Consider the following 23,445-nt stretch of genomic DNA (forward strand, 5'->3'; position numbering starts at 1 on the left):
GGAGGACTAAAAATGAAAACTCGCGTACTCGCAGCCGCCGCACTCACGGCCTCTGCGTTCACGGCACAGGCTGGCGGCATCGACCGCTCATCCCAGTTTCTGGGGCCCCTGTTTGAAAAGGGGGGGGAGACCGGCTCATATGTTCAATTCAGCTTTGGCCGCATCGAACCGAACGCACGAGCTGACGGCATTTCCGACCCGCTGACAGGGTACAACACACCCGGGCTTGCGTTCAAAACCGACCTGACAGACAAGATCAGCGTCGCCCTGATCCTTGAAGAACCTTATGGCGCGGACATCCGCTATGAGGAGAGTTCGCCGTTTCTGGGTGGTGGTGCGGGCGTCAATTCGGACCAGATCTCGCTGATCGGGCGCTACAAGTTCAACGACAACTGGTCGGGTATCCTGGGCGCACGCGCCCTCAAGCTTGACGGGTTCATCGACACGTTTGCAGCCAACCCGTTCAACGGCAATGCGTTCCTCGGCCCGCTTGGTGCGGCAACATCGCTGCCAATCTCGCTTGAAGCGGACAGCGACTACGACTTTGGTGCCGTGGTCGGTGTCGCCTACGAAATTCCCGAGATCGCATTGCGGATCGCGTTGTCCTATAATGAAGCCATCGAGGCCGAGTTCGACGGCACGCAAACCTTCTTTACCGATGTCGCCCGCACCGCGATCCTGGATCAGAAAGAGGTTCAATTCGGGGTCTCCTTCCCCGAAAGCATCAACCTCGAATTCCAGACAGGGATCGCCGAAGGCACCCTGCTGTTCGGGTCAATCCGGCACGCCAGATATGACGGGTTCAACCTGACAACACCTGCGACGACCGCAGCCGTGGCCGGCACCCCGTTTACCGCAGACGTGGACGGTATCAACTTCGTCAACTTCGCCGACAACACCACAACATACAACATCGGTGTCGGGCGCCAGTTCTCGGAGCGTTGGTCGGCCTCGGTCTCCATCAGCTATGAAAGCGACGGCGTGACACCTTCGACAACCGCACTGGCCCCCACAACGGGGTCGCGCGGCATCGCAATCGGCGCACGCTATGTAGGTGACCTTGCCACAATCTCCGGCGGCATCAGCTATATCGAACCCGGTGATCAGTTGGTGAACTCGGCCAGCGGCATTGCAGACTTTGACGACAACGACGCCATCGCTATTGGTTTCCGCGTCGGCTTTAACTTCTGATCTGCGCCCACTCGCAGATTGCACAGCATCGACCCCGTCCAGATCTGGGCGGGGTTTTTCTTTGCGCAGGATTCGGGTGGTGACCTGCCTGCCGCTCTGCCATTGATGGCCCCCATGACACTCCAGAAAACCATGACGGGCCGGGCGTGGGCCGAGATGCTGCTGCTGGCCCTGATCTGGGGTGGTTCATTCCTGTCGATCCGCATTGCGCTGGACGAAGTGGCCCCGCTCACCTCCGTGGCGCACCGCACCGGGTGGGCGATGCTGGTGCTGTGGGCCGTGGTGATTGCGATGCGGCTACCAATCCCGCGCAATCCGCAGATCTGGGTCGGGTTTCTGGGCATGGGGCTGCTCAACAACGTCATTCCCTTCGGGTTGATGGCATGGGGGCAATTGCACATCGAAACCGGGCTGACCTCGATCCTGAACGCTGCGACAGCGATCTTCGGAGTGATCGCGGCGGCCCTCTTCTTTGCGGATGAGCGGATCACCCCGCGCAAGGGGATCGGCGTCGCTTTGGGCTTTTTCGGGGTCGCCACCGCCATCGGGTTGGAAAACTTCCGCAGTTTCGATCTGCGCAGTCTGGCGCAACTGGCGATCATCGCAGGTACGATCAGTTACGCGCTGGCCGGGGTCTGGGCGCGCAGGATGCTGGGCGGGCTTGCGCCACAGGTTGCGGCGGCGGGCATGCTGAGCGGGTCGACCCTGATCACCCTGCCGATGGCGTGGATCATTGACGGACCGATCACCCTCGCGCTGCAAACCGACACGATGCTGGCCATTGGATACTATGCCCTGATCGCAACGGCAGGTGCATATCTGCTGTATTATCGCGTGCTGGCCATGGCCGGATCAGGCAACCTGATGCTGGTCACATTGCTGATCGCACCCGTCGCCATCACGCTCGGCGCGGTGGTGCGGGGCGAGACGCTCAGCGCCAACGCCTTTGCAGGCTTTGCCCTGCTGGCGCTCGGGCTGATGATCCTTGATGGGCGCATCTGGACCCTGATCCGGGGCAGAGCCGTTGACCGCCCCCGTCCCCCCGGCTAGGACAGCGCGCACGACCACGGGGACAGGAACCACGCACATGCTTTACCGCGATGCCGACCATTGGCGCGCCGCTGCGCAAAAACGGGTGCTGGTCTATGGGATGTCCGGGCTTGGCAAGACGCATATGTCGACAACCGTGCGCGCATCGGGCAACTGGTTTCACTATTCGATCGATTACCGGATCGGCACGCGCTACATGGGCGAGCTGATCGCCGACAACGCCAAGGCCGAAGCGATGAAGGTGCCGTTCCTGCGCGCGCTTCTGCTCAGCGACAGCATCTATATCGGGTCCAACATCACCTTTGACAATCTCAGCCCAGTGTCCACCTATCTGGGCAAACCTGGGGATGCGGACAAAGGCGGGCTGCCCATCGATGAATACCAGCGGCGGCAAGAGCAATTCCGCACCTCCGAAATCGCAGCACTGAACGACACCGCCTATTTCGCGGACCGGGCACATGACCTTTATGGTTATCCGCACTTTATCTGCGACACGGGCGGGTCGATCTGCGAATGGATAGACCCGGACGATGACACTGACCCTCTTATGCAAGCCCTCAGCACGGCCTGCCTCCCGATCTGGATCAAAGGGGACACGGCACACACCGCCGCCCTGATCGCGCGCTTTGACAAGGCTCCCAAACCCATGGCCTATCAGCCCGCCTTTCTGCTCCAGTGCTGGGACAGCTATCTGGCTGAAACGGGCCTCGGCGAGGACAGGGTGGACCCGGACGCCTTTGTACGCTGGACCTACGCACGCGCACTTGCCCACCGCCAGCCCCGCTATGAGGCGATGTCGCGGTGGGGCGTGACCGTGACCGCGGACGAGGTCGCCTCGCTCAAAGGTGAAGCGGATTTTGTCGATCTGGTCGCGGATGCCCTTGAGCGGCGTGCGCCCTAGGGCTATCTGCACCTTTCGCTTCATTGTTCCATAAATATGCACCTCTCCCCGTGCGCCATCAGGACCACACTCATGCCCATAAAGCTCCCCTCCACCCTGCCCGCCTATGACGTTCTGACGAACGAGGGCGTGATGGTGATGGACGAAGAGCTGGCGGCCCATCAGGACATCCGACCCCTCAAGATCGGGCTGCTCAACCTGATGCCCAAGAAGATCCAGACCGAAACCCAGTTTGCGCGCCTGATCGGGGCAACCCCGCTGCAAATCGAGTTGACGCTGATCCGCATGTCCGACCGCGAAAGCAAACATACCGCCGCCGAACATATGGAGAGTTTCTACAAACCCTTCTCGGACATCCGCGACCAGAAATTTGACGGGCTGATCATCACCGGCGCACCCATCGAACATCTCGACTTTGAGGATGTGGATTACTGGGGCGAGTTGGAACAGATCATGGACTGGACCCAGACCAACGTGCACTCGACCTTTGGGGTGTGCTGGGGTGGGATGGCGATGCTGCACCACTTCCACAAGGTGCCCAAACACCTGCTTGGCTCAAAGCTGTTCGGGACCTATCGGCATGCCAACCTGGCACCCGCCTCACCCTATTTGCGCGGATTCTCGGATGATTGCGTGATCCCCGTCAGCCGTTGGACCGAAGTGCGCCGCCCCGAGGTCGAAGCCGCAGGCCTGCCGATCCTGTTGGGTTCCGACGTAACCGGGCCCTGCCTGATCGAAGATCCGGCGCACCGCGCGCTCTATATCCTGAACCACTTTGAATATGACAGCGACACGCTGAAACAGGAATATGACCGCGATCTGGACTCGGTACAGGTCGAAGGCGCGGATATCGCGCTGCCGGTGGGCTATTTCCCCGAAAACGACCCCGCGCAGGCCCCCGCGAACCGCTGGCGCAGCCATGCGCATCTACTTTATGGCAACTGGCTGTCCGAGATCTATCTAACCACTCCATACGAGATGGAACGGATCGGACAGGATCGCACGGATTTGCGAGGATAAGCACATGAAAACAGCGTTCTGGCTGCTTTTGGCGGTTGTCGTCCTGTGCGTCGGTCTGGTGCAGTTCTTCGCGTTCAAGCGCGACCGCGACGCGGCTGCCGCCTATCCCCCCGCAGGCCAGCTTCTGGATGTAAACGGGGTCACCGTACATGCCGAACAGATGGGAACGGGCCCGGATCTGGTGCTGATCCATGGGGCGTCGGGCAACACACGCGACTTCACGCTTGGCTTTGCCCAAGGGTTGCAGGACCGCTATCGCATCACCATCCTGGATCGTCCCGGTCTGGGCTGGACTGACCAGATCGAACCCGAACACAAGCGCGCATGGTCCACCGCTCATGCCAACCCGCGCGATCAGGCGCGACTGCTCAAGGCGGCAACCGACCAGCTTGGAGTCGAAAACCCGATCGTGCTTGGCCACTCGTTTGGCGGGATCGTGGCGCTGGCATGGGCGCTCGAATTTGATGATCTGGCGGGGGTCGTATCCGTGGCCGGGGTCGCAAACCCATGGCCCGGCGATCTGGGGTGGACATATACGGTCAACGGTTCGGCATGGGGCAGCGCCCTGGTGGTGCCGGTCCTGTCAGCCTTTGTCCCACAGGCTTACGTGGATGCCACCGTGGCCAATATCTTTACGCCGCACAGCGCGCCCGAGGGCTATGTGGACCATGTCGGCCCCACCCTGATCCTGCGGCGCCATTCGATGCGGGCCAATGCGCGGCAGGTGAATTGGCTGCGCCCTTATGTGGTTGAGATGTCATCAGAATATGGTGGGATCGACATCCCTGTCGAGGTGGTGCACGGCGACGCGGACACCATCGTGCCGCTTGAGGTACACTCCGCCAAGCTGCCCGCCCAGATTAAGGGTGCCAATGTTACCGTCCTTGAAGGGGCTGGCCACATGCCCCAGCACACCCACCCCGAGGCCGTGATCGAGGCCATCGACCGGGTCGCTGCGCGTGCGGGTTTGCGTTAACCGCCGCCCTCCCCCATATTGCATGTTAAGAGCAGTAACTTGGACCATGCCATGACCCTTCCCTTTGACGGGGCGATCTCCGATTTTTACGAAAATGGCGCGCCGGACGACATTCGCGCGGCGATCAAGGACGCGGACGAGGATGATATCCTCGCCCCCTCCTACCCCCATCCTCGGCGCATGAAGCGCAAGGCCTATGAGGCCGAAATGGAGACATTGCAGATCGAGCTGGTCAAGATGCAGGCGTGGGCCTCGGCCAGCGGTGCGCGGGTAGCCTGCGTGTTTGAGGGGCGCGATGCGGCGGGCAAAGGCGGCACGATCAAGCGGTTCCGCGAGAACCTCAACCCGCGTGGTGCGCGTGTCGTTGCCTTGTCCAAACCGACCGAAACCGAAGCGAGCCAGTGGTATTTCCAACGCTATATCAAACAGTTACCCGCAGGTGGGCAGATCAGCTTTTTTGATCGCAGCTGGTACAATCGGGGCGTGGTCGAACGGGTCTTTGGCTTTTGCACGTCCGAACAGCGCGCGCAGTTCTTCAAGCAGGTAAACCCGGTTGAGCAGATGATGGTCGAGGACGGCATCCACCTGTTCAAGTTCTGGCTGAACGTGGGCCGCGCCGAGCAGCTGCGCCGCATCCGCGCGCGCGAACGGGATCGGCTCAAGCAGTGGAAGCTCAGCTGGATCGATGTCGAGGGTCTCAAGAAATGGGATGCCTATTCGGCAGCCATCCGCGAAACGCTGGATTTGACCCACACCGAAACCGCGCCCTGGACCATCGTGCGTTCAGACGACAAGAAACGGGCCCGCCTCGCAGCGATCCGCACCGTTCTGCATGGGCTTGATTACACGAATAAAGACTCCCAAGCCATTGGAAAGGTTGACAAAGGCATTTGCGGTGCCCCGGACATTTGGGATGCCTAAACGCGGCTACCACCACGGCAATCTGCGGCAAGCCCTGATTGATGCCGCCCTCGTTCTGATCGAGGAGAAAGGACCAACCGGGTTTACCCTGTCCGAGGCCGCCAAGAAGGCCGGCGTGACCCCGGCAGCCGTCTATCGCCACTACGAAGGACGCGCGGATCTGATCGCCGAGTGCGCGCGGCAGGGTTATGGTATCTTTGCCGACCTCATGGAGCATGCCTATCAATCCGGTCAGCCCTCGGCGCTGGCTGCGTTCGAGGCAACGGGGCGCGCCTATCTCGCCTTCGCCCGTCGCTTTCCCGGCCACTATATCGCGATGTTCGAGGCGGGCATTTCGGTCAACCGCACCCCCGAACTGGCGGATGTGGCCGCGCGGGCCAATGGGGTGCTGGAAAAGGCCGCCGGTGATCTGAGCCAGCACATCCCCGCAGACAAACGCCCCCCGGCCTCCATGTTTTCGGCCCATATCTGGGCGATGAGCCACGGTGTGGTCGAGCTGTTTGCGCGCAATTCACCGGGCCGCGCCTCGCCCTTTCCGCCCGAAGACCTGCTGGAGTCGGGCATCGGGATTTATTTGCGGGGCTTGGGGCTGATCCGGCCCGACGACTGACCCCCGACCTAGGGGAGACGTTTGCGGACCTGCACCAGCATCGCCTGTTTCTGCTTTTCCAGATTGCGGCGGCGCAGCCGCTCTGACAGCCACTGGGTCTTGATCAACACGATCTCGCCCAGTCCATCGACCAGATAAAACCGCGCGCCGCCATCAATGACGACAATGTTGCCCCAGTGGATCCCACTGGCGATGCAGCCCTGATCGGCCATGTCATCGAAAAATGCCGCCAGTTTGTCGGCAAAGGCCGTCGTGGCGTGACCACCCTGGCAAAACGCCTTGACCGTGGGGGCCAGCGCACCGTCCACATCCACGATCTTTTCAACCAACGCACCAGGTCCTCGGCTGGTTTCGCAATACCCCATCAGACGCGGCAGGAACGAGGGCAACGCACCGTTGCGCCACAACAGCGCGACATATTCGTCCTGTTCGCGTTGCATGGTGCGCAGACTGCCAAAGCGGATCAAAGCGGGTCGGTTGATCCAGCGGGTTTTCAGCTTGCGCAAGTCCTTGCTGGTTGATTTTGGCAGTTTGATCAGCACGTTATCTTGACCGGGATGCTGATACACCAACCTGTTCTCGCCTTGGGCGATCAGCTCTGCCTGATCCAGATCAATGATATCGGTCGCGTCCATGGCCCCATCCCGGTGTTCTTGCCCGCCCTGCCCCTCAAGGGCAAAATTAAGGGCCGCAACAGGCAACGGCCAGAAAAAAAGCCCACTGAAAAGCGGGCTTTTGATCGTGATATCGAAGGGTTTAGCGCTTGGAGAACTGGAAGCTCTTACGCGCTTTGGCCTTACCGTATTTCTTACGTTCCACAACGCGGCTGTCGCGGGTCAGGAAGCCTGCGGCTTTCAGTGCGCCACGCAATGAGGGGTCATAAAGCTGCAACGCTTTGGACACGCCGTGCTTGACCGCACCGGCCTGACCAGAGAGCCCGCCACCTTTGACCGTGGCAACCACGTCGAACTGACCTTCCACGCCTGCAACCGTGAAGGGCTGGGCGAGGATCATTTGCAGCACGGGGCGTGCAAAATAGGTGTTCATTTCCTTGCCATTGACGGTGACCTTGCCCGAACCGGGCTTGATCCAGACACGGGCGACCGCGTCCTTGCGCTTGCCTGTGGCATAAGAGCGACCCAGCTCGTCGCGAACGGGCTCACGGTGGATGACCTCAACCGCTTCGGGGGCGGCGTCGCCTGCGACGGCTTGCAGGTCTTCGAGTGTGTTGATTTCGTCAGCCATGCTCATGCGCTCCGCGTGTTTTTGGCGTTCATGGATGCAACATCCAGAACTTCGGGGCTTTGCGCCTCGTGGGGGTGATCCGCCCCGGCATAGACGCGCAGGTTGGTCATGATCTGACGGCTCAGGCGGTTGCCGGGCAGCATCCGCTTGACGGCCAGGGTCACGACGCGCTCGGGGTACTTGCCCTCAAGCATCTGCTCTTTGGTGCGCGATTTGATCCCGCCGGGATGGCCGGTGTGCCAGTAGTGGCTTTCCTGACGCTTGTTGCCGGTCAGCTGGATTTTCTCGGCATTGATGATGATGACATTGTCACCACAATCCATGTGAGGCGTGAAGGACGGTTTGTGCTTGCCACGCAGGCGCATGGCGACGATCGAGGCAAGGCGGCCCAGCACGATACCTTCGGCATCAATGATGATCCACTTTTTGTCGATGTCCGCAGGTGTTGCGGTAAAGGTTTTCATGTGTCGCATCCCTAAAGGGTCGAATTTCAGATTGGGGCGTTATATGGGGGGTGACAAGGCGCGTCAATGACGTGAAGTCAGTTAAAATTACGTATAATCAATGCCTTACAAATACGGTACTATAGTACCCCATATATTTGACGATTTTCAACCCTTGCAACACACCCCACATCTGCAACAAGGGACCATGACGGTTTTGACAACCCAAAGGCCCCTTTCGACGTGATATCCGACCTCGTGATTGTTCCGGCGCTGGCCGCTCTGGCCTTGATCGCCGTGGCCACCCTCGTGGGCATTCCAACGGTCCGCAAGCTGATCACCGTTTACGAGGCCAAGCATGAGTTGCGCCAAGGCTCTGCCGGGTGGTTCCGCAGCATCGGGGGCTGGTCCATCATCGCCTTTTGGCTGATGAGCACCTGGTTCATCGCCACCATCATTGGTGATTGGGGCGTCAGCGGAGACCTTGAAGGTGCCATTGATCGCTCGTGGTTGCGCCTGCGCATCTTGCTGGAGATTGCCGTCGCGCTGATGGAGTCTGACGGATGAGCGATACAGTTGCCATTCAGTCAGAACTGCAATGCCCGTCCTGCGCCGGGCAGTGCCTTTACGATCCGGCACAGCAGGCGCTCGTCTGTTCCAGTTGCGGTAACGTGCAAAGGTTTGATGCGGGCGAAGACGCGAATGCGGCTATGGAGTTCCCGTTTGATCCCGACACTGCGCCGCCCGAGACCCCGATCACATTCAACGGCTACGTGGAATCCTGCCAGACCTGCGGCGGCACTGTCACCTTTGTTGCCCGTGGGCTCAGCGCCGCCTGTTCCTATTGCGACGGGCCTGTCGTACTCAAGCATGCGGACCTTGGCTATGCCCCGATGGCGCTGATCCCATTTCGGGTGCCCGAACACGATGCACAGGTTTTCGCGCAAGACTGGGTCAAGAAGCGGCTTGCCGCCCCCAATGATCTTAAGGACATCGTCGCGCAGGGTCGCGTGGCAGGCATCTATGTTCCGTTCTGGACCTTCGACAGCGAAGAAGCGGTGCTTTATTGGGCGATGTACACCACGCGCCACAACAAGAAGACACGCACCCACAAGATCAAAGGCGGCATGAACATCCGCTTTGACGATCTGCTCGTGCCTGCCTCGCCCCATGTGACGCCGCTGATCCGCGACGGGATATTGCATGACTTTTACCCGTCGCGGCTGCGCCCTTACCGTGCGGGCTATTTGGCCGGATTCGCCGCCGAACAGCACCACCAGACCGTCCATGAAGGACTGGCTGCGAACGCGCGCGACAAGGCCCTGCTGATCCGCAATCACATCAAGGACGATATCAACAAATCCGGCGTCCATAATATCGGCTATCAAACGGCCACAACCGGCATCCACTATCGGCGTATCCTGCTGCCGGTCTGGATCCTGCACTATACCTACAAAGGGCACGCCAAGAAGGTGGTCGTGTGCGGAATGCAAGGGCGCACCTTTGGCGAGCGCCCCTTTTCAACGTGGAAACTGGCGGGGTATGCGGCGGCGCTGTCGGCGCTCACCGTCGGCTTCGGGTTGTTCTGGGGGGCGGCGGGGCTGCTTTAGACCCCGATGGATTCGGGCGGATTGTCGAGCAGGTCGCGCATGCGCACCAAGGCACGCTCGTAGCTTTCGATGCCCACGCCTGCGTTGACCGCAAAACGCACCGCATGGGGCGCGCGCGCATCGCGGCAGGCATATTCCTCGGCCGCGCGGATGCGCACGCCCTGCGCCTCGGCCGCCTGCACAAAGGCCCCCGCGCGCCACCCTTCGGGCAGGCGCAGCCACAAAAATGGCACGTCGCTGCGCCATTCCAGATCGTAACTGCCCAACACATTGACCGCGCAGTGAACATAAGCCCCGATTTCATCGCGCGCGCGCTGCATCATCGGCGCAAGCTCGGGATGCACCAGCAATTTTGCCGCCAGATCCGTCATCGGCGTGGCCAACCCGAAAAAGGAATACTCCGCCGTGCGCCGCAACACCGCCGCCTGCCCTTTGGGCGCAACCGCAATGCCAAGGCGCAAGGCCGGGGTCACCGATTTCGAGATCGACGAAATGTACCAACTGCGCTCGGGGGCAAGCATCCGGTAACTCGGGGCCTGCGCGGCCCCAAGGCGATAACAGTCGTCCTCGAGAATGCTCAGGTCATGGCGGCGGATCACCTCGACCAACTCGGCACGCCGCACCTCCGGGGTAAAGCCGCAGGTCGGGTTATGCACCTCGGGCGATGTACAAAAAACCTGCGCGTCATGGGCCTTGATCGCCGCCTCAAGCGCGTCGGGCAGCACCCCGTGTTCGTCCATGGCCACCGGGATCACATCCGCGCGCAGCAACTCTGCGGCCCGTCGAAAGCCGGGATAGGCCAGATCCTCGACCAGCACCGCAGGGCGGCGACCCCGCAAAAGCGCCTGAAAGATCAACATGATGGCGTTTTGCCCCCCATGGGCCAACACGATGTCATCCGTGCTGAAAGATCCCAGAGGGGCGGAGGACAACCACGCCTTTGCGGCCTCGCGCGCAGGCGCGGCCCCGCTGCGGGTCGGGTAGTGCATCATCCCCGATGGCGGATCGGCGGCAACCTCGCCCAACAGGGCGCGGATGAGCGTCGCCTGCCCCACACTCGGTAAATGCGGTGAGAACAGATTGACCTGATAGGGCTGGTATTCCGAATTGTGCGTGGCCGAATCCACCTCAAGCGGAATGTCCGTCCACAGCGGCGTTTTGGGATCAGGCGTGGCCACAAACGTGCCCCGCCCCACCTCGGCGCGCAGCGTGCCATCATCGGTGAGCAGCGTGTAGGCGCGCGCCACCGTGCCCGGTGTTATGCCCAATTTCCACGCCAGATCACGCACCGGAGGCAGCTTTTCACCGTTTTTCAAGTGATTTGAGGCGATCCGGGCGCGAATGGCCTCCATCACCGCCTTGTATTTCGGCCCCGATGTCTCAAGCAGGTCAGGTCGCCAAATTGTATCCATTACAATATTTCCGTGGATTCAGTACGCGCCGTTATTGTACCTTTATTTATGGCAGCCTTGCCATATTGTGTCAATACAATTACAGGAGATTTCCCATGACACACCACATGATGAACGCCGATCCGAGCCTCACCTATCTGACGGCGCAAACCCGCATTCCTGCGGCTTCGGTTGTCGCGCTCAAATGTGCGGTGGTGCTGTCGAAATGGGCCACACGCCGCCGGTCACGACTGGCCTTGGCGCAGCTGACGCCAGCGCAGTTGCGCGATGTGGGACTGACACCCGCTGCCGCCTCAATCGAAGCACAGCGTGTGTTCTGGCGGGCGTGACATCCCCGTGGCACCCGCCAGACCTCTTCCTTGCGGCCGGGTTTCTCCCGGCCGTCTTTTCATTATTTAACAGATGCCAAGAGCACTTTATTGAGGCAGGTCGACACCTTGCGGCGGGATCGCATAGGTCAGACTGGCACGCGCGACGGGCTGGACCATGCCTTGAGAAAAGATAAGCACATCCGACACCGATAATTGCCTGCCAAGTTTCAGCAGACGACCTTGCGCGATCAGATCCACGCCCGCAGCGGGCTTGCGCATGAAATCAATCGAACAGTTCGTGGTGACCGCCAGCGCGCGCGGCCCGATCTGGGCCAGCGTCACCATATAGGCGGTCACATCCGCCAGCCCGAACATCGCAGGCCCCGAGACTGTCCCTCCGGGGCGCAAATGGTGATCTTGTACCAACAATCGCAAGGTCACGCCCGTCTCCGTCACCTCTTCGACATTGAACTCGCCCGCCACTTCCAGAAACACCTTTTGCAGAAACGCGTTCATCTCGGTTGCGGTCATCACGGGTTGCATACTTTTCCTCACTGCTGGCGTGACGTAGGGTTTGCCCGAAACCGGGAGGAGGGCAAGATGGCAATTCTGGAACGTGAGGTCACCGGTGCGGTGGCGCATCTGCGCATGAACGCGCCCGAGCGGTTGAACGCACTCTCGGATGAGATGATAGCGGCGGTGCACACCACGCTGGACGATATCGCCGAAGATCGCAGCATTCGCGCGGTGGTTCTGTCGGGGGCGGGCAAGGCGTTTTGCGCGGGCCACGACCTGAAACAGATGACAGCCGGGCGGCAGGCCGAGGATGGGGGCACAGCCTATTTCGCGGACCTGTTTGATCGATGTGCGGCGATGATGGCCCGTATCCAGTCCCTGCCCCAACCCGTGATCGCCCAGGTCCACGGCATCGCCACTGCTGCCGGATGCCAGTTGGTTGCAACCTGCGACCTGGCCGTCGCCGCCCATGGGACCCGGTTTGGGGTCAACGGGGTCAATATCGGCCTGTTCTGCTCAACCCCGATGGTCGCACTGTCACGCAACATCCCGCGCAAGCATGCGTTTGAAATGCTTACGACCGGCGACTTTGTCGAGGCCGCGCGCGCAGCTGAGCTGGGCCTGATCAACCACGCTGTTGCGCCCGACGATCTGGAAACCGCCACAACCACCCTCGCCCGGAAAATCGCCGACAAATTGGGCAGCGCCGTCAAGATCGGCAAAGAGGCATTCTATGCTCAGGCCCAGATGAGCACGGCAGATGCCTATGCCTACACGGGCGATGTCATGGTCAAAAACCTTGCTGATGGCGACACGCAGGAAGGGATCGCCGCCTTCATCGCCAAGCGCACGCCAGAATGGAACCAATAACCCATTGAATTTGAATGAAATTACGCACGCTTTAGGGTTGTTTCCAAATCAAGCCCGGATTATTTCCAAATCAAGCGTAGTAATTTGGGCACAAATGCGGCACAAATAGGACACAGTTCATCGGAACTGACATACTTTTGGGTCGCCGTCGGCGGAAGGTCCCTCCAGATCAGCCTCTCACTGATCGACCATTCCCGCAGCGGCGACCCCAAAACCACCCCACATAAGCATGCACCTGAACCCACCCCGCGGTTGCGCGTGTGCGATCCATGCCCTACATCCCCGCCATGACAGACACATTGCATATCGTTGGCGGCGGCATGGCCGGGTCCGAAGCCGCCTGGCAGGCCGCGCATATGGGAATTTCCGTGGTGATCCACGAAATGCGCCCCACCGTCGGCACCTTTGCGCACCAGACCGGATTGCTTGGAGAAATGGTGTGTTCAAATTCGTTCCGCTCCGATGACAGTGAGCAAAATGCCGTCGGCCTGCTGCACTGGGAAATGCGGGCGGCCAACGGGTTGATCATGCAAACAGCTGACAAACATCGTCTGCCTGCGGGTGGTGCATTGGCGGTGGACCGCGAGCCCTTTGCCCAATCCGTAACAGACGCGTTGATGGTGCATCCCAATATCCGCGTTGAATATGAAGAAATCACCACCCTGCCCGAAGACGGCCACTGGATCATCGCGACCGGGCCTCTGACGTCCTCTGCCCTGGGTCAGGCCATCGCTGCCGAGACGGGCACCGAAGCACTCGCGTTTTTCGACGCCATTGCCCCGATCATCTACCATGACAGCATCGACATGAGCAAAGCGTGGATGCAGTCGCGCTATGACAAGGGCGAAACCGAGGAAGAGCGCACCGCTTACCTCAACTGCCCAATGGATCGTGACCAATACGAAGCCTTCATCGACGCGCTGCTGGCCGCCGACAAGACCGAGTTTCACGAGGGCGAAACGGCCGGGTATTTTGACGGCTGCCTGCCCATCGAAGTGATGGCCGAACGGGGCCGCGAGACCTTGCGCTTTGGCCCGATGAAGCCTGTTGGTCTTACCAATCCGCACGCGCCCGACATCAAACCCTATGCCGTTGTCCAATTGCGCCGCGACAACAAACTGGGCACGCTCTACAATATTGTCGGGTTCCAGACCAAAATGAAGTACGGCGCGCAAACTGATGTTCTTACACAAATTCCGGGCCTCGAAAGTGCGCGCTTTGCCCGCCTTGGCGGGATCCATCGCAACACCTTCCTGAACGCCCCCACGCTGCTGAGCGCGGACATGTGCCTCAAGTCCCGCCCCAATATCCGCTTTGCCGGCCAGATCACCGGCGTAGAGGGTTATGTGGAATCCGCCGCAATGGGTCTGCTGGCGGGGCGCATGGCCGCGACCGAAATCCTGGGCGGCACACTTGCCACCCCACCCAACACAACCGCCATGGGCGCATTGATCACCCACATCACCGGCGGCGCGGATGCAAAGACGTTTCAGCCAATGAACGTCAATTTCGGACTGTTCCCGCCAGCCGAAGGCCTGAAAGGCGGGCGCAGAGGACGCAAGGACCGCTACAAAGCCTATACAGATCGCGCCAAAATCGACTGGCAAGACTGGCTCGCCCCCCAAGCCAAGGCGGCCTGACTTCTTTTGACCAAAAATACCGCGGGGGTCTGGGGGCTGGCCCCCAGGTCCCGGTTTTGAGGCTGACCCTAGCCACCGGACGCCTCACCGCCTAAACTGTCGCCATGACAAAATTTCTGAACAAAGCGTACAAGGCCCGCGATGCCGCCTCCACCCGCACGCTCTATGATGACTGGGCCGCAAGCTATGAGGCGGAAGTCTGTGAAAACGGCTATGCGACACCGGGGCGCTGTGCGGATGCGCTGGCGCGGCGGGTCGATGATCTGGCCGCCCCTGTCCTCGATTTCGGATGTGGCACCGGGCTCTCCGGCCTTGCCCTCAAACATGCCGGGTTCAGCACCATTGACGGCGTGGATCTGTCCGAGGAAATGCTGAACGGTGCACGCGACAAAGGTGTTTACCGTCATCTGGACCAGATCGAAGCCGGGCAAGACCTGCCACGCACGGACTACACAGCCATGGCCGCCATCGGCGTCATCGGCGCAGGCGCAGCCCCGATCAGCGTGCTGCACCAATTGATGCGCGCCCTGCCACACGATGGCAAACTGGTCTTTTCCTTCAACGATCACGCTCTGGAAGACCCGGCAAACATGGCCGGCGTGTCGGAATGGACCGACTGCGGTGCCGCCCGTTTGCTGTTCAAGGAGGCCGGCGCACATCTGCCCGGAATCGACCTCAACTCCACCGTCTATATCCTTGAGAAAGCGTGACATTTCGAACCCGTTTTGCACCGTCTCCGACCGGGCCACTGCATTTGGGGCACGCCTATTCCGCTTTGCTCGCGCAGCAGATGGCGGCACGGCACGGTGGTGAATTCCTGCTGCGGGTTGAGGACATTGATCAAAGCCGCGCCCGCCGCGCCTGGGAGGCGCAGATTTACGACGATCTGAGGTGGCTGGGGCTGACCTGGCCAATGCCAGTGATGCGCCAATCAGACCGACTCGCGACATACCACGACGCGCTGGATCACCTGTGGGCGGCGGGGTTGCTCTATCGCTGTGACTGCAATCGACGCGATATTGCCGAAACGCTCAGCGCGCCGCAGGAGGGGGCACCGTTGCACGGCCCCGATGGGCTGATCTATCCTGGGACCTGCCGTACCAAACATCCCCGCACCGGGCCCCGTCCACAGGACCACGCGCTGCGGCTCGATATGGGCGAGGCTACGTCTGCCATGACACTCAGACCCTATGTCGAAACCGGGCTGAAACCGGGCGAGATAGCCCCGGACGACCCCGTGCGCACCATCGGGGATATCGTTTTGGCGCGCCGGGACATGGGCACGTCCTATCACCTTTCGGTGGTTGTGGATGATGCAGCCCAACAGATCACGGATGTGGTGCGCGGCGTCGATCTTGCCGCGGCCACAGCGATCCACGTCATCTTGCAACAGCTGTTGGAGTTGCCCACGCCGCGCTATCACCACCACGCATTGATCCGGGATGAGGCGGGCAAACGACTGGCCAAGCGCGATGATGCGCGCAGCCTTGCGACCTACCGCGCCGAGGGCAGAACACCCGACGGTATCCGCGCCATGATCGGGTTGTCTCCTTCAGACCTGACAGGGTGAAGGCCAATCAGGCGCGCAGCCCCAGTCACACCATCGGCGACATCAGCTCCACCTCGGAACCTTTTGTCACATCTGTATAAAAACAAGTGCGCCGCCCGGTGTGGCAGGCCGGTCCGACCTGCCTCACCTGCATCAGGATACAGTCCCGGTCACAATCAATACGCAGTGACACAAGCTCCTGCACATGGCCCGATGTTTCGCCCTTGATCCAGAATGCCTGACGCGAGCGCGACCAATAGGTCACCCGCCGGGTCTCAAGCGTGCGGCGCAGTGCTTCGACATTCATCCACGCCATCATCAGCACCTCGCCACTGCCCACATCCTGCGCAATCGCAGGCACCAACCCTTGTGCATCGAACTGCACCGTGGCGGGGTCAAAAACATCACTCATGGCAAAACCTTTTTGCATCTGGATCAGACCCGCTTATGTAGGGACAAAGCACAACCGACACCAGAGACGCCACGCATATGCCCGCCGATACCGACCTGATCAAACTCTACTCGAACCGGATCCTCGCGCTGGCGGCCGACATTCCGCATCACACCCGCCTGCCCGACCCGGATGCCAGCGTCAAGAAACGCTCGCCCCTGTGCGGATCGACCGTGACGGTGGATGTGAATGTGGCGGACAACAAGATCGTGGACTTTGGTCAGGACGTCAAAGCCTGCGCGTTGGGTCAGGCGGCCGCGGCCGTGGCCGGCGACGCCATCATCGGGCGGACCCTGGACGAGTTGATCGTGGCGCGCGACAGTCTGCGTGCGATGCTGAAGTCGGGCGGCCCGGCCCCATCCGCGCCGTTTGAAGGGTTTGAGGTGCTGGAACCGGCCCGCGAGTACAAGAATCGCCACGCCTCCATCCTCCTCAGCATCGAGGCCACCGTCGAAGCCATGGAACAGGCGTTGCAATCGGACTGCGCCTGAACACCCATCTTAGTCAAATCTGAACGATTAGCGCCTAGGGGTGGTCAACCTTTATACTGCGAAAGACCTTGGATGACGGCCCACCCTGAGTTTCCCGATATGCCGCAATTGAATGCACTTGCACAGGCGGCTTCTGCACTCGGGTATGAAATTGTTGATATCGCGGGCTTTCTCGACATGGTCGAGGCGCAGGCCCGCGATCAGCGCGCCGCCCTTTCCGCGCTTGAGCGGGAAAGCGGCGCGATCGAAACCGCCAATGATGCCGCGCAAGAGGCGGCAAGCGATCTTGGGCACAGCGTGGCGCGCACATCCGAAGATGTCAGCCACTCCGCCGCTTTAGTCCGCGCGTTTGGCACCCAATCGCGCGAAGTCGCGACATGGGTCCAGGGGCTGTCCGACCGCAGCGGTGAAGTGGCTGAGACATTAAAGGCCGTGAAATCCAACAACTCGCAAATTGCAGCGATCTCGATGCAGGTGAACACCCTCGCTATCAACGCCAAGATCGAAGCGGCCCGCGCGGGCAAAAGCGGGCGCGGCTTTGCCGTGGTCGCCGAGGCCATCAATGAGCTGTCGCAAAAGACCAAAGCGGCCGCCGCACAAATTTCCACCAATATCGAAACACTGACCGGGTGGATTTCGGCCCTTGGGATCGAAGCGCGGGATGTGGCCGAAAGTGCTTCAAAACTGATGGAACACAGCACCCAGACCGACCAGGCGCTCAGCCGGATGGAGCAATCCGTTGGCGACACAAAATCTCAAGCCGACCGCATCGATATTGAGACAAGGAAAGTGCGCGCCGCCGTCGAATTATTCGCACCCGACATGAAAGAGATCGGCAGCAGTATCGTGGCCACCACCGATGGGATCAAACAGGCCCATGCCCGGATTGAACGGCTGATCGACACGTCCGAAGAAATTGTGCAATCCACCGCTGACCTTGGTGGGCTGACGGATGATGCGCCCTTTGTTGAGCATGTGCGCGCGCAGGCCGCAGCTATCACAAAGGTGTTTGAAGGTGCCATCGATCAGGGCAAAATCAGCGTTCAGGCCCTGTTTGACCGCACCTATGTGCCCATTCCGGGCACGGCCCCCGAACAGGTGCGTACTGCCTATGTCGACCTGCTCGATACTGTGTTGCCCGCAATTCAGGAACCGGCACTCACCTTCGATCCAAGGGTGGTGTTTTGTGCGGCGGTCGATGTGAATGGATATCTGCCGACGCACAATCGCAAATTCTCACAACCTCCGCGCGACGATATCATCTGGAATACCGCCCATTGCCGCAATCGGCGCATTTTCAATGATCGGGTGGGCCTGAAGGCCGGGCGCAGCACCGCACCGTTCCTGTTGCAAGTGTATCGGCGCGATATGGGCGGCGGCCAATATATGATGATGAAGGACCTATCGGCCCCGATCACCGTACGGGGACAGCATTGGGGGGGCTTGCGACTAGCCTATATGTTTTAACCTGTTGCCCTCTTTACCCAAAAAAAAACGCCGCACATCCTGTAAGGATGGCGGCGCAAGGAAAGCGTGTCTTGCGGGGGGCAGATCCGTCACCCCCCGAGGCAATTGGGGGGATCCGTAAACGACAGGCAGAGCCGGTTACGAAGGAGAGCGCCAATTTGGGACGGGCGCAAAGAGGATCAAGGCAAGTACGCAGGCAGTAATCAGATCAAAGAAGGCAGATGCAGACCCACCACCAGCATCACCATCAATGCCGCCGCCCCAAGCGCATCCTGAAGCAATGTCGCTTCGGCCCGGGTGGCAATCTGTTTGATGTGGTGCAGCGTGGTCATATCAGCGTCTCCGTTCCTGAAGTTGCCTCTTTGTTCTCATATTCTTAACAATCCGTAAAGAACTTTTTAAGAACATTTGTGAACTTTTTAGAACAAACGCGCTAACCCACTGATATTAAACGGATCGCTTCGTCCTGCCGCATCAACCACAACAGAACACGCGCAGCCTGTCCGCGCGCGCTTTGCAATGTCGGATCATCGGCAAGCAATTTGCGTGCATCGCTTTGGGCAACCGCCATCAACGCACTCTGCCGTTCCAGATCGGCAATCCGAAACCGGGGGACGCCCGATTGCGCGGTTCCGATCAAGTCTCCGTATCCGCGCATCTGCAAGTCGGTTTCCGAGATGCGAAACCCATCTTCGGTTTCGCGCAACACTTCCAGCCGCTTGCGCCCCGCCTCCGACAGCGGTGCCTGATACATCAGCAAGCAGGTCGACGCCGCCTCACCCCGCCCGACCCTGCCGCGCAATTGGTGAAGTTGGGCCAGACCGAATGTCTCCGCCCGTTCGATCACCATGATCGTGGCATTTGGCACGTTCACCCCAACCTCGATCACGGTCGTGGCGACCAGAACGCCGGTTTCGCCCGCTTGAAAGCGCGCCATGGCCGCGTCCTTTTCGGCGGGCGGCATTTGTCCATGTACCAGCCCCACACGCCCCTCGCCCAAAACCGCGCGCAACCTTTTGAACCGCTCCTCGGCGGCCGTCAGATCCAGCGCTTCGCTTTCCTCGACCAAGGGACACACCCAGTAACACTGCCGCCCTTCGGCCATGACCGCCTGCAAGCGCGCGATCACCTCGTCGATGCGGCCCGTGCTGACCAGTGCGGTCTTGATCGGCTTGCGACCGGGCGGTTTTTCATCCAACACCGAAACATCCATGTCACCGTATTGCGCCAACGCCAATGACCGTGGGATCGGTGTCGCAGTCATCACCAGAACGTCCGCCGTGCCGCCCTTTTTGCCCAAGGCCAACCGCTGGCGCACCCCGAACCGATGCTGTTCGTCCACGATGGCAAGGCGCAAGTCGTCGAACTGGACATCATCCTGAAACACCGCATGCGTGCCCACCAGAATATGTATGTCGCCCCGCGCAAGGGCCGCCAGCTTGGCGCGCCGTTCGCTGCCCTTGTCCCGTCCGGTCAGGATTTCCAGCACGACACCCGCGCTTTCGGCCAAGGGTTGCAACCCCTCAAGATGTTGACGCGCAAGGATTTCTGTCGGGGCCATCATAACGCCCTGCCCGCCCGCCTCGACCGCGATCAACAGCGCCATGAACGCCACCAGCGTCTTGCCCGCACCGACGTCACCTTGCAGCAACCGGTTCATCCGGGAGGGACTGGCCATGTCATCCGCAATGCCCGCGATTGCCCGTTCCTGCGCACCGGTTGGCGCAAAGGGCAAGTCGGCGCGCACCTTTTGTTGCAGCACTTGCGTCCCCGCGGATGGTCGCCCGGCAACCTGTCGTTCAGACGCCCGGGCCAGGGCGAGTGTCAGTTGGTGGGCAAACAATTCATCATATGCCAGACGGGTGCGCGGTGCCGACGTGGCCGACAGATCACCTTGCGCCTCGGGGCTGTGTGCGGCGTGCATTGCGCTTGCGAAATCCGGCCATTTGGCATGCGCGATCTGGCCGGGATCAACCCATTCGGCAACGTCCGGCAACCGCGTCAGCGCAGCACGTGACGCCTTGAACATCGTCTTTTGCGTCACCCCCGCCGTCAGGGGATAGACCGGTTCAAATTGCGGAATTTGCACTGCATCCTCGGGCGGCAGGATGTGGTCCGGATGCACCATATTGGCGACGCCATCGAACATCTCGACCTTGCCCGACACGATCCTTTCACTGCCAACAGGCAACACTTTGTTCAGGTAGTCGCTGCGCCCGTGGAAAAACACCAATTGAAAGCTGGTTTGCGCATCCTCCACATGGATGCGGTACGCACCGCCCCGATTGCGCGACGGGTGATGCGCGCCAACCGTGATCCTGACCGTGAAGGTGCCGGGCAGCGGCGCACCCTCAACGCTGTCGCGCAAGGTGCGATCAATGCCGGTATGGGGCAGTGTGAACAGCACATCGCGGGGGGCCAGAATGCCCATGTGCCCCAGGTTTTGCGCCGTTTTCGGCCCCACCCCGTCGAGTGTTTCAAGATTGGCAAACAGCGGAAACAGGACTTCGGGGCGGCTCATAACGGGGCAATCAGCTCCAGCCACGCGTCTTCATCCAGCGTTTCGATGCCCAATTCCACGGCCTTCTTGGCCTTGGATCCGGCCCCCGGGCCAGCCACCAGAATGTCGGTTTTGGCGCTGACAGAGCCGGACACCTTGGCCCCCAACGCCTCGGCGCGCGCCTTTGCCTCGGCGCGGGTCATTTTTTCGAGCGTGCCGGTGAACACGACGGTTTTGCCTGCCACGGGGCTGCCAGCCGTATCAGGGCGCGCAGCGGTCTGGATGTCCAGATGTGCGACCAGCCGGTCAATGCTGGCAATTTCGGCCGCCTGGTTGAAGGTGGTTGCAAGCGATGTCGCCATGACCGCACCAACGCCGTCGATGCTGAGCAGATCATTCCATGCCGGATTGCCCTCTTGTGCGGTGCGCATCGCAGCACTGAACGCATCCCACGTGGCGTAATGCAGCGCCAGAAGGTTCGCGGCTGCATCGCCCACATGTCGGATTCCAAGCGCAAAAATCACCCGGTTGAGAGGGATATTGCGGCGGTCGTCGATGGCATCAAAGAGGTTGGATGCCGATTTGTCGCCCCATCCTTCCCGGTTCTTGAGCTGCTGGACCCCGGAGCCGTATTTCGCGCGCAACTCAAAAATGTCTGCGGGTTCGGCGATCCAACCATCAGCATAGAATTGTTCGACCTGTTTGGCCCCCAGACCGTCGATGTCAAAGGCGGAGCGGCTCACAAAGTGTTTCAATTTTTCAACAGCTTGCGCGGGACAAATCAACCCACCCGTACAGCGTCGGACCGCATCACCGGGCTCGCGCACCGCATCGCTGCCGCACTGAGGACAGCTGTGCGGCATCTCAAAAACAGGGGCGTCCTTGGAGCGTTTTGAAAGGTCGACATCCGCGACCTTCGGGATGACGTCGCCGGCCCGGTAGACTTGCACCCAATCACCCACGCGGATGTCCTTGCCCTCGCGGATTTCGTCCCCCTTGTTGTCACGCCCGGCGATGTAATCTTCGTTGTGCAGTGTCGCGTTCGAAACGACAACGCCGCCCACCGTTACCGGCGCAAGCCGTGCGACGGGCGACAGCGCACCCGTCCGTCCGACTTGAATGTCAATGGAGTCCAACCGCGTCCACGCCAATTCGGCGGGGAATTTATGCGCAATTGCCCATCGCGGCGTGGTGGAGCGGAACCCGAGACGGCCCTGCAACCCAAGATCATTCACTTTGTAAACAACACCGTCGATATCATAGCCAAGGCTGGCGCGCTGTTGTTCGATATCCCGGTAATGGGCGACCATGGCTTCGGGACTGTCGCATATGATCGTCAACGGGTTCGTTTGAAACCCAAGCGCATTCAGTCGCTCAATCGCCCCCATTTGTGTTTCCGCCAACGGCTCTGACAAGGCCCCCCACGCATAGGCGAAAAATTCCAGCGGTCGTGCGCGGGTGATCGTGGCATCAAGCTGGCGCAACGATCCCGCGGCGGCATTGCGCGGGTTTGCAAACTGCTTTTGGCCCGCCTCCGCCTGGCGTGCATTCAGCGCCTCAAAGTCGGGATGAGACATGTAGACTTCGCCGCGCACCTCAAGAACATCCGGCGCACCATTCAAGGACTGTGGCACATTATGAATTGTGCGGGCGTTGGCCGTTACGTTTTCACCCACTGTGCCATCGCCGCGGGTCGCGGCCTGTACCAGTTCGCCCTTTTCATAGCGCAGTGACAGCGACAGCCCATCAATCTTTGGCTCGGCGGTGTAAGACAGGGCTGCCGCACCATCCAACCCAAGGTATTTGCGAATGCGCCCGTCAAATTCGACCACATCAGTGTCATCAAATGCGTTGGCCAATGACAGCATCGGCACGGCATGGGTGACTTTTGAAAACCCCTCAGACGGGGTCGCGCCGACTTGCTCGGAGGGGCTGTCCTTGCGTTTGAGCCCCGGAAATTGCGCCTCTATTTCAGAGTTGCGCCGTTTCAGCGCATCATAATCCGCGTCCGAGATAACCGGATCATCGCTCGTATGGTACGCGGCATTCGCGCCGCCCAACACCTTTGCCAAACGGGCAAGTTCGTCCCTGGCCGTCTGCTCGTCCAAATCTGTTACTGGGGTCTGCGCTGTCACGGTGTCCCTCGCCCGGTTCAGGCCAAGAGATAGAAGCGTGGGGCCCCTGCGTCCAGTCATTGATGACCTGCACCTCGGAGCTGCAAAAGAAAACGGCCAGCGCCCCCATGAACTGCGCTGACCGCCTGCCGAGAGA

At 60.5% G+C, this 23,445-nt stretch carries 25 protein-coding genes; 16 read left to right on the plus strand and 9 right to left on the minus strand.

Features of this window, described 5'->3' with window-relative positions:
* Positions 1-12 precede the first annotated feature (12 nt).
* The 7 genes from Q0859_RS05140 (at position 13) to Q0859_RS05170 (ending at position 6,669) form a co-directional block, all read left to right on the plus strand.
* A complete protein-coding gene (locus tag Q0859_RS05140; RefSeq protein ID WP_299148262.1) occupies positions 13-1,191 on the plus strand; it encodes a hypothetical protein in 1,179 nt (392 codons plus the stop codon).
* A 114-nt stretch (positions 1,192-1,305) separates the two neighbouring features.
* Positions 1,306-2,241, plus strand: coding sequence for a DMT family transporter (locus Q0859_RS05145; protein WP_299148926.1), 936 nt, complete (start codon positions 1,306-1,308; stop codon positions 2,239-2,241).
* A 37-nt stretch (positions 2,242-2,278) separates the two neighbouring features.
* Positions 2,279-3,142 (plus strand): ATPase, encoded by an 864-nt coding sequence (locus tag Q0859_RS05150; protein WP_299148264.1) that lies wholly within the window; start codon positions 2,279-2,281, stop codon positions 3,140-3,142.
* 72 nt (positions 3,143-3,214) lie between these two features.
* On the plus strand, positions 3,215-4,162 hold the full coding sequence (gene metA / locus Q0859_RS05155; RefSeq protein ID WP_299148266.1) for a homoserine O-succinyltransferase: 948 nt from the start codon (positions 3,215-3,217) through the stop codon (positions 4,160-4,162).
* A 4-nt stretch (positions 4,163-4,166) separates the two neighbouring features.
* Entirely contained in the window at positions 4,167-5,138 is a 972-nt protein-coding gene (locus Q0859_RS05160) for an alpha/beta hydrolase (protein ID WP_299148268.1), read from the plus strand.
* A 51-nt stretch (positions 5,139-5,189) separates the two neighbouring features.
* Positions 5,190-6,059, plus strand: coding sequence for a polyphosphate kinase 2 (gene ppk2 / locus Q0859_RS05165; protein WP_299148269.1), 870 nt, complete (start codon positions 5,190-5,192; stop codon positions 6,057-6,059).
* Complete coding sequence (locus tag Q0859_RS05170; RefSeq protein ID WP_299148270.1) at positions 6,052-6,669, plus strand: TetR/AcrR family transcriptional regulator; 618 nt, start codon at positions 6,052-6,054, stop codon at positions 6,667-6,669. The genes ppk2 and Q0859_RS05170 overlap by 8 nt, the downstream gene beginning before the upstream one ends.
* 8 nt (positions 6,670-6,677) lie before the next feature.
* Here Q0859_RS05170 and Q0859_RS05175 read toward each other — a convergent pair whose 3' ends face one another.
* From Q0859_RS05175 to rplM, 3 genes are all read right to left on the minus strand, one after another.
* Positions 6,678-7,304, minus strand: a complete 627-nt coding sequence (locus Q0859_RS05175; RefSeq protein WP_299148272.1) for a YrbL family protein — start codon at positions 7,302-7,304, stop codon at positions 6,678-6,680.
* Between the two features lie 121 nt (positions 7,305-7,425).
* Positions 7,426-7,914 (minus strand): 30S ribosomal protein S9, encoded by a 489-nt coding sequence (gene rpsI / locus Q0859_RS05180; protein ID WP_299148274.1) that lies wholly within the window; start codon positions 7,912-7,914, stop codon positions 7,426-7,428.
* A gap of 2 nt (positions 7,915-7,916) precedes the next feature.
* Positions 7,917-8,378: a 50S ribosomal protein L13 gene (gene rplM, locus Q0859_RS05185; RefSeq protein ID WP_299148276.1), complete on the minus strand. Its 462-nt coding sequence runs from the start codon at positions 8,376-8,378 to the stop codon at positions 7,917-7,919.
* A 222-nt stretch (positions 8,379-8,600) separates the two neighbouring features.
* Here rplM and Q0859_RS05190 point away from each other — a divergent pair, with 222 nt between their 5' ends.
* Complete coding sequence (locus tag Q0859_RS05190) at positions 8,601-8,924, plus strand: hypothetical protein (protein ID WP_299148278.1); 324 nt, start codon at positions 8,601-8,603, stop codon at positions 8,922-8,924.
* A complete protein-coding gene (locus Q0859_RS05195; RefSeq protein WP_299148280.1) occupies positions 8,921-9,967 on the plus strand; it encodes a hypothetical protein in 1,047 nt (348 codons plus the stop codon). Before Q0859_RS05190 ends, Q0859_RS05195 begins: the two co-directional genes overlap by 4 nt.
* Here Q0859_RS05195 and Q0859_RS05200 read toward each other — a convergent pair.
* Positions 9,964-11,379: a PLP-dependent aminotransferase family protein gene (locus Q0859_RS05200; RefSeq protein WP_299148281.1), complete on the minus strand. Its 1,416-nt coding sequence runs from the start codon at positions 11,377-11,379 to the stop codon at positions 9,964-9,966. The two genes, Q0859_RS05195 and Q0859_RS05200, sit on opposite strands and share 4 nt — an antisense overlap.
* A 95-nt stretch (positions 11,380-11,474) precedes the next feature.
* Between Q0859_RS05200 and Q0859_RS05205 the strand changes: the two genes are divergently transcribed.
* Positions 11,475-11,708, plus strand: a complete 234-nt coding sequence (locus tag Q0859_RS05205; protein ID WP_299148283.1) for a DUF1127 domain-containing protein — start codon at positions 11,475-11,477, stop codon at positions 11,706-11,708.
* Between the two features lie 87 nt (positions 11,709-11,795).
* Here Q0859_RS05205 and Q0859_RS05210 read toward each other — a convergent pair whose 3' ends face one another.
* Positions 11,796-12,233, minus strand: a complete 438-nt coding sequence (locus Q0859_RS05210) for a PaaI family thioesterase (RefSeq protein WP_299148285.1) — start codon at positions 12,231-12,233, stop codon at positions 11,796-11,798.
* Between Q0859_RS05210 and Q0859_RS05215 the strand changes: the two genes are divergently transcribed.
* The 4 genes from Q0859_RS05215 to gluQRS all read left to right on the plus strand — a co-directional run bounded on the left by Q0859_RS05215 (position 12,228) and on the right by gluQRS (position 16,286).
* Positions 12,228-13,076, plus strand: a complete 849-nt coding sequence (locus Q0859_RS05215) for an enoyl-CoA hydratase (RefSeq protein ID WP_299148286.1) — start codon at positions 12,228-12,230, stop codon at positions 13,074-13,076. The genes Q0859_RS05210 and Q0859_RS05215 overlap by 6 nt on opposite strands.
* Before the next feature lie 287 nt (positions 13,077-13,363).
* Positions 13,364-14,716, plus strand: a complete 1,353-nt coding sequence (gene trmFO / locus Q0859_RS05220) for a methylenetetrahydrofolate--tRNA-(uracil(54)-C(5))-methyltransferase (FADH(2)-oxidizing) TrmFO (protein WP_299148288.1) — start codon at positions 13,364-13,366, stop codon at positions 14,714-14,716.
* 104 nt (positions 14,717-14,820) lie between these two features.
* Positions 14,821-15,426, plus strand: a complete 606-nt coding sequence (locus Q0859_RS05225) for a methyltransferase domain-containing protein (protein ID WP_299148290.1) — start codon at positions 14,821-14,823, stop codon at positions 15,424-15,426.
* Complete coding sequence (gene gluQRS / locus Q0859_RS05230; RefSeq protein WP_299148292.1) at positions 15,423-16,286, plus strand: tRNA glutamyl-Q(34) synthetase GluQRS; 864 nt, start codon at positions 15,423-15,425, stop codon at positions 16,284-16,286. Before Q0859_RS05225 ends, gluQRS begins: the two co-directional genes overlap by 4 nt.
* 25 nt (positions 16,287-16,311) lie before the next feature.
* Here the strand turns inward: gluQRS and hisI are convergent, their stop codons facing one another.
* On the minus strand, positions 16,312-16,695 hold the full coding sequence (gene hisI, locus Q0859_RS05235; protein ID WP_299148294.1) for a phosphoribosyl-AMP cyclohydrolase: 384 nt from the start codon (positions 16,693-16,695) through the stop codon (positions 16,312-16,314).
* 59 nt (positions 16,696-16,754) lie between these two features.
* Here hisI and Q0859_RS05240 point away from each other — a divergent pair, with 59 nt between their 5' ends.
* Positions 16,755-17,207: an iron-sulfur cluster assembly scaffold protein gene (locus Q0859_RS05240; RefSeq protein ID WP_299148296.1), complete on the plus strand. Its 453-nt coding sequence runs from the start codon at positions 16,755-16,757 to the stop codon at positions 17,205-17,207.
* Between the two features lie 72 nt (positions 17,208-17,279).
* Positions 17,280-18,674 carry a methyl-accepting chemotaxis protein gene (locus Q0859_RS05245; RefSeq protein WP_299148298.1) on the plus strand — a complete coding sequence of 465 codons (1,395 nt, stop codon included), beginning with the start codon at positions 17,280-17,282 and terminating at the stop codon, positions 18,672-18,674.
* A 203-nt stretch (positions 18,675-18,877) separates the two neighbouring features.
* Here Q0859_RS05245 and Q0859_RS05250 read toward each other — a convergent pair whose 3' ends face one another.
* From Q0859_RS05250 to ligA, 3 genes are all read right to left on the minus strand, one after another.
* The gene (locus Q0859_RS05250) at positions 18,878-19,006 is read right to left on the minus strand and encodes a hypothetical protein (RefSeq protein WP_299148301.1); all 129 of its coding nucleotides are present in this window, start codon (positions 19,004-19,006) and stop codon (positions 18,878-18,880) included.
* Between the two features lie 101 nt (positions 19,007-19,107).
* Entirely contained in the window at positions 19,108-21,195 is a 2,088-nt protein-coding gene (gene recG, locus Q0859_RS05255) for an ATP-dependent DNA helicase RecG (protein ID WP_299148303.1), read from the minus strand.
* A complete protein-coding gene (gene ligA / locus Q0859_RS05260; protein ID WP_299148304.1) occupies positions 21,192-23,369 on the minus strand; it encodes an NAD-dependent DNA ligase LigA in 2,178 nt (725 codons plus the stop codon). The genes recG and ligA overlap by 4 nt, the downstream gene beginning before the upstream one ends.
* Positions 23,370-23,445: the final 76 nt, after the last annotated feature.

It is taken from the genome of uncultured Tateyamaria sp. (assembly GCF_947497045.1).
Classification (GTDB): domain Bacteria; phylum Pseudomonadota; class Alphaproteobacteria; order Rhodobacterales; family Rhodobacteraceae; genus Tateyamaria.

Excerpts from the sequence above, each read along its gene's own strand:
- Q0859_RS05140 (WP_299148262.1), top strand. The coding sequence starts at position 13 with ATGAAAACTCGCGTACTCGCAGCCGCCGCACTCACGGCCTCTGCGTTC.
- Q0859_RS05145 (WP_299148926.1), top strand. The coding sequence starts at position 1,306 with ATGACACTCCAGAAAACCATGACGGGCCGGGCGTGGGCCGAGATGCTG.
- Q0859_RS05150 (WP_299148264.1), top strand. The coding sequence starts at position 2,279 with ATGCTTTACCGCGATGCCGACCATTGGCGCGCCGCTGCGCAAAAACGG.
- metA (WP_299148266.1), top strand. The coding sequence starts at position 3,215 with ATGCCCATAAAGCTCCCCTCCACCCTGCCCGCCTATGACGTTCTGACG.
- Q0859_RS05160 (WP_299148268.1), top strand. The coding sequence starts at position 4,167 with ATGAAAACAGCGTTCTGGCTGCTTTTGGCGGTTGTCGTCCTGTGCGTC.
- ppk2 (WP_299148269.1), top strand. The coding sequence starts at position 5,190 with ATGACCCTTCCCTTTGACGGGGCGATCTCCGATTTTTACGAAAATGGC.
- Q0859_RS05170 (WP_299148270.1), top strand. The coding sequence starts at position 6,052 with ATGCCTAAACGCGGCTACCACCACGGCAATCTGCGGCAAGCCCTGATT.
- Q0859_RS05175 (WP_299148272.1), bottom strand. The coding sequence starts at position 7,304 with ATGGACGCGACCGATATCATTGATCTGGATCAGGCAGAGCTGATCGCC.
- rpsI (WP_299148274.1), bottom strand. The coding sequence starts at position 7,914 with ATGGCTGACGAAATCAACACACTCGAAGACCTGCAAGCCGTCGCAGGC.
- rplM (WP_299148276.1), bottom strand. The coding sequence starts at position 8,378 with ATGAAAACCTTTACCGCAACACCTGCGGACATCGACAAAAAGTGGATC.
- Q0859_RS05195 (WP_299148280.1), top strand. The coding sequence starts at position 8,921 with ATGAGCGATACAGTTGCCATTCAGTCAGAACTGCAATGCCCGTCCTGC.
- Q0859_RS05200 (WP_299148281.1), bottom strand. The coding sequence starts at position 11,379 with ATGGATACAATTTGGCGACCTGACCTGCTTGAGACATCGGGGCCGAAA.
- Q0859_RS05205 (WP_299148283.1), top strand. The coding sequence starts at position 11,475 with ATGACACACCACATGATGAACGCCGATCCGAGCCTCACCTATCTGACG.
- Q0859_RS05210 (WP_299148285.1), bottom strand. The coding sequence starts at position 12,233 with ATGCAACCCGTGATGACCGCAACCGAGATGAACGCGTTTCTGCAAAAG.
- trmFO (WP_299148288.1), top strand. The coding sequence starts at position 13,364 with ATGACAGACACATTGCATATCGTTGGCGGCGGCATGGCCGGGTCCGAA.
- Q0859_RS05225 (WP_299148290.1), top strand. The coding sequence starts at position 14,821 with ATGACAAAATTTCTGAACAAAGCGTACAAGGCCCGCGATGCCGCCTCC.
- hisI (WP_299148294.1), bottom strand. The coding sequence starts at position 16,695 with ATGCAAAAAGGTTTTGCCATGAGTGATGTTTTTGACCCCGCCACGGTG.
- Q0859_RS05240 (WP_299148296.1), top strand. The coding sequence starts at position 16,755 with ATGCCCGCCGATACCGACCTGATCAAACTCTACTCGAACCGGATCCTC.
- Q0859_RS05245 (WP_299148298.1), top strand. The coding sequence starts at position 17,280 with ATGACGGCCCACCCTGAGTTTCCCGATATGCCGCAATTGAATGCACTT.
- Q0859_RS05250 (WP_299148301.1), bottom strand. The coding sequence starts at position 19,006 with ATGACCACGCTGCACCACATCAAACAGATTGCCACCCGGGCCGAAGCG.
- recG (WP_299148303.1), bottom strand. The coding sequence starts at position 21,195 with ATGAGCCGCCCCGAAGTCCTGTTTCCGCTGTTTGCCAATCTTGAAACA.
- ligA (WP_299148304.1), bottom strand. The coding sequence starts at position 23,369 with ATGACTGGACGCAGGGGCCCCACGCTTCTATCTCTTGGCCTGAACCGG.